The sequence below is a fragment of the Amycolatopsis orientalis DSM 43388 genome, assembly GCF_000411975.1.
GTDB lineage: Bacteria > Actinomycetota > Actinomycetes > Mycobacteriales > Pseudonocardiaceae > Amycolatopsis > Amycolatopsis orientalis_D.
Map to the genome: position 1 here is coordinate 23,579 of NZ_ASXG01000033.1, position 7,886 is coordinate 31,464.

General features: G+C 70.1%; 3 protein-coding genes. 2 read left to right on the forward strand and 1 reads right to left on the reverse strand.

Going from position 1 to position 7,886, the window contains the following annotated elements; all coding sequences use genetic code 11:
* Position 1 precedes the first annotated feature (1 nt).
* The gene (gene recG, locus L942_RS06105; protein WP_037355966.1) at positions 2 to 2,155 is read left to right on the forward strand and encodes an ATP-dependent DNA helicase RecG; all 2,154 of its coding nucleotides are present in this window, start codon (positions 2 to 4) and stop codon (positions 2,153 to 2,155) included.
* Positions 2,156 to 2,214: 59 nt separating this feature from the next.
* Here the strand turns inward: recG and L942_RS06110 are convergent, their stop codons facing one another.
* The gene (locus tag L942_RS06110) at positions 2,215 to 7,146 is read right to left on the reverse strand and encodes an RHS repeat-associated core domain-containing protein (RefSeq protein WP_051165747.1); all 4,932 of its coding nucleotides are present in this window, start codon (positions 7,144 to 7,146) and stop codon (positions 2,215 to 2,217) included.
* Positions 7,147 to 7,444: 298 nt separating this feature from the next.
* On the opposite strand from L942_RS06110, the gene L942_RS06115 reads away from it, so the two are divergent.
* Positions 7,445 to 7,837 carry a GNAT family N-acetyltransferase gene (locus L942_RS06115; RefSeq protein ID WP_051165748.1) on the forward strand — a complete coding sequence of 131 codons (393 nt, stop codon included), beginning with the start codon at positions 7,445 to 7,447 and terminating at the stop codon, positions 7,835 to 7,837.
* Positions 7,838 to 7,886: the final 49 nt, after the last annotated feature.

A 7,886-nucleotide genomic window follows, 5' to 3' on the forward strand; every position in this document is an offset into this window, starting at 1 on the left:
CATGGCCGGGCTTCGCGACAAGCTCCCGCTGCTGCTGGGCGCGAAAACGGCGAAGGCACTGTCGGGCGCGCTCGGCATCGAGACGGTTTCCGATCTGCTGCGCCACTATCCGCGCCGCTACGCCGAACGCGGCGAGCTGACCGACATCGCCGGGCTGGAGCTGGGCGAGCACGCGACCGTGCTGGCGCGGATCGAGAAGGTCAGCAAGCGCCGGATGAAGTCCCGCAACGGCACCATCCTCGACATGGTGATCACCGACGGCAAGCGCCGGCTCGCGTGCGCGTTCTTCAACCAGGCGTGGCGCGAGAAGGAGCTGGTCCCCGGCAAGACCGGGCTGTTCGCGGGCAAGGTCACCGCGTTCCGGGACACGCTGCAGCTGGCCAACCCGGAGTACGAACTGCTCGACGCCGAACGCGAGGCCGAGGCGGTCGACAACTTCCTCGCCGAGATCATCCCGGTCTACCCGGCGGCGCAGGGCATGCCGACCTGGTCGATCGCCAAATGCGTGCGGCAGGTGCTGGACGTGCTGGAGGTCGGCGAGGACCCGATGCCCGCGGACCTGCGCAAGCGGCACGGCCTGCCCGGCCTCGAGCGCGCGCTGCGCGGCATCCACCGCCCGGAGGACTGGGCGCACCTGGAGACGTCGCGGCACCGGCTCAAGTGGGACGAAGCGATGGCCGTGCAGCTGATTTTCGCGCAGCGACGGCATTCCGCGGTGTCGCGGCCGGCGAAGGCGAGCCCGCACGTCGACGGCGGCCTGCTCGACGCGTTCGACAAGCGGCTGCCGTTCGACCTCACCGCGGGCCAGCGCGCGATCGGCGACGAGATCGCGGCCGATTTGTCGACCGAGCATCCGATGAACCGGCTGCTGCAGGGCGAGGTCGGGTCCGGCAAGACGGTGGTGGCGCTGCGGGCGATGCTGCAGATCGTCGATTCCGGGCGGCAGGCGGCGATGCTCGCGCCGACCGAGGTGCTGGCCGCGCAGCACGCGCGGTCGCTGCGCGAAATGCTCGGCGACCTCGGCATGGCGGGCGAGCTGGGCGCGGCCGAGAACTCGACCCGGGTCACGCTGCTCACCGGGTCGATGGGCGCGAAGGAACGCAAGAAAGCGTTGCTGGAGGCGGCGAGCGGCGAGGCGGGCATTGTCGTCGGCACGCACGCGCTGATCCAGGACACCGTGCAGTTCGCCGATCTCGGGCTCGTGGTGGTGGACGAACAGCACCGGTTCGGCGTCGAGCAACGGGACGCGCTGCGCTCGCGCGGAGCCGATTCGACGAGCCCGCATGTGCTGGTCATGACGGCGACGCCGATCCCGCGCACGGTCGCCATGACGGTATACGGCGACTTGGAAACCTCCGCGCTGCGCGAAATGCCGGTCGGCCGCTCGCCGATCAAGACGACGGTCGTGCCGGTCGCGGAGAAACCGGCGTGGTTCGACCGGGTGTGGCAGCGGGTCCGCGAGGAAGTCGGCAAGGGGCACCAGGCGTACGTCGTGTGCCCGCGGATCGGCGACGAACCGCCGTCGGACAAGAGCGACAAGCGGCCGCCGCTCGCGGTGCTGGACGTCGCGCCGGATCTCGCCAACGGCGCGTTGAAGGGCTTGAAGATCGCCGCCCTGCACGGCCGGATGCCGACCGACGAGAAGGACGCCGTGATGCGGGCGTTCGGCGCGGGGAAGATCGAAGTCCTGGTGGCGACGACCGTGGTCGAGGTCGGGGTGAACGTCCCCAACGCGACCGCGATGGTCATCCTCGACGCCGACCGCTTCGGCGTGAGCCAGCTGCACCAGCTGCGCGGCCGCGTCGGGCGGGGGAGCGTGCCCGGATTGTGCTTGCTGGTCACCGAAACCCTCGACGGCACGTCCACGCGCGAACGGCTGGCCGCGGTCGAGTCCACCACGGACGGGTTCGAACTGTCCCGTTTGGACTTGGAACTGCGCCGGGAGGGCGACATCCTCGGCGCGGCCCAGTCGGGCAAACGGTCCGGGCTGAAGCTGTTGTCGTTGCTGCGCGACGAGGACCTGATCACCGAAGCGCGGGCCCAGGCGCAGGAGCTTGTCTCGGGCGACCCGGAGCTGGCTTCGCTGCCAGGATTGGCACAGATGGTGGCCGACGTGGTCGACCTGGAGCGGGCGGAGTACCTCGAGAAGAGCTGAGCCGCGCGCTCGGCTGGCGGTGCCGGCGTGGCCCGGGGTTTCCCGGGCCACGCCTCGCGTCAGGCGTCGTAGAGGTCGTCGTCGGAGTCGTAGCCGTGGTTCCGGCTGCTGCTGCTGCCTCCGTAGCTGCCGCCGTACCCGCCGCTGTGGCTGCTGGATCCGCCGTAGCCGCCGCTGTACCCGCCGCCGGATGACCCGCCGTAGCCGCCGGAGGACCTGCTCGGCTGAGGGTTCAGCAGGTTCCAGTCGGCGTCCGGATTGCCGACGTAGCCGGGATGGTTCTGGTCCCAGTAAACCCGGTTGCCGCGCTGCGGGGTCGGGGCGTCGTAAGGCGGTTCCTTGGAGCCGCTCGCGGCGGAGGCCTTCGCCGGTTCGAGGTGCTTGAAAATCCGGACGTCGGAGTTGTGCGCGAAGTTCTGCGCGGGCGTCTGGTGAATGCCGGTCTGGTTGAAATGGGTTCCGGCGGACGGGTTGTGGCCCATCACGACATTGCTGTGGCCGCGCACGATGCCGGTGGGATTGCCCAGGTAGTCGTGCGTCCGGTAGCGCCGGTTCGGATCCATGTACCACTTCGTGTCATCGCCGCGCTTGCGGAACTTCGGCGGCGGCGAAACCGCGTTCCGCTCGAACAGCGGCCGCATCTTGGAGTGCTTGTGCGACAGGTTCTTGTAGCCGTAGTGCTCGCGCCTGCGCGCGCCGGCCGCGACGGTGGGCGGTCCCTCCTGGTAGACGCGGCCGCCGGGGGACCGCATCCGCCGCTCGCCGTTCGGGCCGGGGCTGGGCGAGCGCAGCCGGCTCCGGCCGCGCTGGGAGCCGCCGCCGGAGCCCTGTCCGCCGAGGCCGCGGGAGGAGTTGCAGGAGCCGCCGACGAGGCCGAGCGGGTCGACCGAGACGTGCGGGTTGGCGACGTAGGCGTGCGGGTCCAGTCCGCCGCCGAGCCCGAGCGGGTCCGGGCTGAGATAGCGGGCGAGGACCGGGTCGTAATACCGGTGGAAGTTGTAGTGCAGCCCGGTTTCCTCGTCGAAATACTGGCCCTGGAACCGGAGCGGGATCCCGGTTCCGCCGGACTCGGCCACCACGACGCCGAACAGGCTGCTGCGGGCCTGCCAGGCGATTTCGCCGCGTTCGTCGAGCAGTTCGGTCGGCGTGCCGGACGGTTCGGCCACGATGGCGAAGAACTGCTCGTCGATGCGCTTCTGATCCGCGGAAGCGGTGCGCCGGCGCTGCAGCAGCGGCACGAAGGTGCCCGGTTCGTAGTCCCACACCGTGGTTTCGGCGGCGCCCGGACCGGACCGGGTCGCCTCGGCCAAGGTTTCGCCGTCCCAAGCGAACTCGACCCGTTCGAGCAGCGTCGTCCCGTCGGTGGCGAAGTGCTCCTTGCGGACGCGGCGGCCCAGCGGGTCGTAGGTGTAGTGCCACCTGGTGCCGTCCGGGACCTCGACCGCGACGAGCCGGTTCAGCGGGCCCCAGGTGTAGGTCCAGGTCCGGCCGTCCTCGTGCCGGCGGGTGCGCATCCGGCCGGCCTGGTCGTAGGTGTAGCGGACGCGGCCGGCCTCGGTGATCACCGAGGCGGGGCCGGACCGCCTGCCGCGCCGGTCCTCTTCCTCCGGGGCGGGCCAGTCGGCGTCGACGAGCCGTCCGGTCGGGTCGTAGGAGTACTGCTCGTTCCAGCCCCGGGCGCGCACCGAGATCACCCGGCCGCGGACGTCCATCGCGAGCCAGCGCGACCCGGCCGTCCCGTCGTCGATCCGGTCGGGAAGGCCGTCGGGCCGGTAGTGGTACTGCCGGTCCTGGCCGGGTCCGCCGGTCGCGGGCCGCACCGCCTGGCGGGCGAGCCGTCCGGCCGGGGTCCACGAGCGGACGATCGCCGCGTCCTGGCCGAACGCGCGGAGGGTTTCGCGGCCCGTCCGGTCGTATTCGAACCGGGTGGTGCGGCCCGCGGCGCGCACCGCGGCCGGGAAGCCGGCTTCGCCGTATTCCCAGACGCTTTCCGCCCCGGACGGCGTTTGCCGCCGGATCTGGTTGCCCGAGGAGTCGAATTCGGAGCGGACGACGCGTCCGTTGACCTTTTCGCCGACGATCCGGCTGGCCGCGTCCCGGATGTATTCGATGCGGGTCGTGCCGTCGTCGAGAGCGACCAGCTCGCCGAGGACGTCGTATTCGAAGCGGGTGTGCAGGGTGCCGGACGGTCCTTCGACGATCTCCTCGACGATGTTGCCGCGCACGTCGCGGCGCAGGGTGATCACCTCGCCCGCCTCGTTGCGGATCTCCGTCAGCTCGCCGGCGGCGTTGTAGCCGTAGGACGAGGAAGCCCCGCCGAAATCGGTCTCGCGGGCGAGGTTGCCCGCCAGGTCGTACTCGTAGCGCCAGACCTGGCCTTGTTCGTTGGTCACCGCGGTGAGCCGCAGTTCGGTGTCGTAGGAGTATTCGAGCCGGGTGCCGTCCGGCCGGATCTCGGCCGAGACCAGGTCGAAGTGGGTCACCTCCTGCTGGGTGATCGCCGAGGAGGCGTCGGCGTGCAGGCGGTTGTTGCCTTCGCCGTCGTAATGCCATTCCTCCGTCGACCCGTCCGGCAGGCGATGCCAGGCGAGCGCGCCGTCGATGGTGTAGCCGAACTCCTCGGCCGCCCCGTTCGGATCGACGATCGCGGAGAGCCTGCCGAAGCAGTCGTAGGAGTAGGCAGTCGTCGCGCCGCGGGCGTCGGTTACGGTGATCGGGTTGCCCGCGTCGTCGGACACCACGGTCAGCGTCGAGCCGTTCGGATCGGTGATCGACGCGACGTGCCCCCACTCGTCGTAGGTGTAGCTGGTGGCCCCGCCGCCCGGTTCGACGACGCGGGTCACGTTGCCGCGTTCGTCGTATTCCCACCGGGTTTCGACGCCCGGTGTTTCGACCATGCGGATCGCCTGGCCGAAGTCGTTGCGCTCGATGGTGAGTTCCGTGCCGTCCGGCCGCCGCAGGGCGACCAGGTTGTTCATCTCGTCGTAGCGGTAGGTCCGCTGCCTGCCCAGCTCGTCGGTTTCGCCGACCAGCCGGTCCAGCGCGTCCCATTCGTACGAGCGCGCCGCGCCGGTCGGGTCGACCTCGCGCACGACCCGGCCGGTTTCGTTCAGGTGGTAGGCACTGCGGCGGCCCAGCGAATCGACGACATGGGTGATCCGCGTGGCCAGGTCGTATTCCATCGTGACGGTGAGGCAGTTGCCGGAGCCCTCGGTGCGCACGACCCGGCCCTCGCGGTCGTAGTGGAAGCGGTACCACTCGCCGTTGCGGTCGGTCCATTCGACGATCCGCCCCAGGTTGTCGTAGGCGTAGCGGAACGGGAGACCGGATTCGTTGACGATCTCGGTGAGGTTGCCGTTGGCGTAGCCGTAGCGGACCAGCGGCACCTCGGTCCCGTCCGCGGTCACCGTGGACAGCCCGGTGACGAGCCCGCCTTCGGTGGCGATCCGGATCAGGTAGCCGCCGCTGTGCCGCATCGCGATCGGCGTGCCGTGCTGGTCGCGCTGGAAGTGGATGTATTCCTTGCCGCGGCCGCTGATCGAACGGATCGGCCGGACCGGGCCGCTGCCGCGTTCGAACGTCAGGACCCGCTCGCTCTCGCGGTCTTCGAGGACGAATCCGCCGCCGGGCTCCTCGGCCAGATACCGCGCGGGCCCGTGCTCGGCGGCGACCCACTCGTCGCCGCGGGGGCGGCGGAACACCTGGACGATCCCGTCCGCGCCGGCGAACCACACCTGGTCCTCGTGCACCTCGACCCGCTCGTCCAAAGTGGACACCCAAGCCGGGCCGAGCCAGCCGCCCGCGCGGAACGACGAGAAGTGCGTGCGCTCGAAGACCATCGGCAGCGCGCTGAGGAAGGCGGCGTCGGTCTCGGCCATCACCATCTGGCCGCTCGCGACGTCGATCGGGTCGCCGGCGGTGCAGATGTTGTCGAGACCGCGCGAGTTCTCGCCCTGTTTGTCGAGCGATCGGGAGCCGCCGCCGTTTCTGGCCGGCCCGCCTCCGCCGGTCGAGGAGCTGCCGGAGGTCGACGTGTGCCCGTCCGGTCCGTTTTCGGGGTTGCCGCCTTGGTGGTTGTTGCCTTCGCGGTTGCTGCCTGAGTGGGTGTCGCCGGAGTTGCCGTGGTGCCCGCCCCCGCCACCGGCGCTGGAGGTGTGCGTGCCTTCGTCCCCGCCGGGGTGGCTGTTCCCGGATTTGACGTCGATGTCCTTGGGCCGGTGCGTCGGCGCTGTCTTGCCGCCCTTGAGGCCCTTCAACGCCTTGCCCGCGTCACCGAACAGCGTCCCGGCCTTCTTCAGCAGCGGGATCAGCGCCTTGAGCGCCTTGACCAGTTTCGTGGTGACCTGCGTGATCTTCGACGCTGTCTTCGCTACCGCGGAAATCACCTGCGGCACCACCCAGGTCATCCCGATCCCGAGCGTGAACACGACCTGCAACGCCCACGAGATCAGGTGCCCGACCAGATCCGCGATCGTGTCCCGCACCAGCGACCGCACCGCGGCCACGATCTCGCCCGCCGTTTTGACGCCGCTCGCCGCGCCCTCGCTGCCCTTCTGCGCACTCGCGATCAACGCGGACGTGTCGTCGGCCTTCTTTCGATACGCGTCGGCCGCTTCGCCTTGCCAGTCCTGCAGATCCTTCTTGACCAGCTCCGTCAGCTCCGTCGAAACGCCCTCGAGCTCCTTGGCGACATTCGTCCAGGTCTCCGACTGGGACTTGATCTCGTCCGCCTTGCCGGTCAACGCGTCGAGCGCCTCCTTCAACGGCCCGACGTGCTCCATCAACCACCCGACCCCCGCCGCGAAGATCGCCCCGAACGGGTCCATCACCGCGGTCAGCACGTCCAGCGCGGTCCCCACCGCCCCGATCGCGACAGCCGCCCAGTCCTTGCTCTCGATCGCGGTCTTGAGGCCGGTGGCGTCTTCCAGCAGAGGAACCCCGGACATCGCGGTCGTGGAGTCCTTCACCGGCGCGATCAACGGGTTGGTCATCGGTTGTCCCATTTCCTGGTGCGCACGGGCATGACGAACGAGCGGAGCCTGATCCGCCAATCCGGCGAGGCTATCGGCTGGGCGGCAGTGGAGCCGCCGGGGCGAGGCGGTGATGCCTGAACTCCCGGAACCCTTGCCCGAACGCACTCCCTCGCCGCGCCTCCGGTCGGGTTTCGGGTCTTTGCCCGGCTCAGACTGTCCATTGTGGTCACTCCGGTAAACCGCATGCGCGCACGCGCCGGTGTGTGCTGAACTGCCCGCGGAAGATCCTCGCCCGCCGTACCCCGCTGGAGGACCGGTGCCCGACCTCGAGATCCGCCCCGCGACCCCGGAAGACGCGGCAGGCATCGCAGCGGTCCACGTCGGTTCCTGGCAAGCGGCCTACGCGGGTCTGCTGCCGGACGAGTTCCTGGCCGGCCTGTCGGTCGAGGCGCGGGAACAGTTCTGGGCCTCCAGCCTGGCGGACGCCTCCCGCCCGCACACGGTCCTGGCAGCGAGCGTCGCGGACAAGATCACCGGCTTCGCGGTTTTCGGCCCCAGCCGAGACGACGACGCCACCCCGAAGACCGGCGAACTGTCGTCGATCTACCTCCTCCCGTCAGAGTGGGGCACGGGGACGGGCCGAGCACTGCACGAGGAATGCGTGCGCGGCCTGACGGCCCAGTTCGACTCGGCGAGGGCCTGTCCGTGATCTTGTGGGTGGTGGGTGATCTTGACCATGCTGGGGCGGGTGCTCCGGT

Coding starts and splice junctions, on each gene's coding strand:
- recG (WP_037355966.1), top strand. CDS start 2: ATGGCCGGGCTTCGCGACAAGCTCCCGCTGCTGCTGGGCGCGAAAACG.
- L942_RS06110 (WP_051165747.1), bottom strand. CDS start 7,146: ATGACCAACCCGTTGATCGCGCCGGTGAAGGACTCCACGACCGCGATG.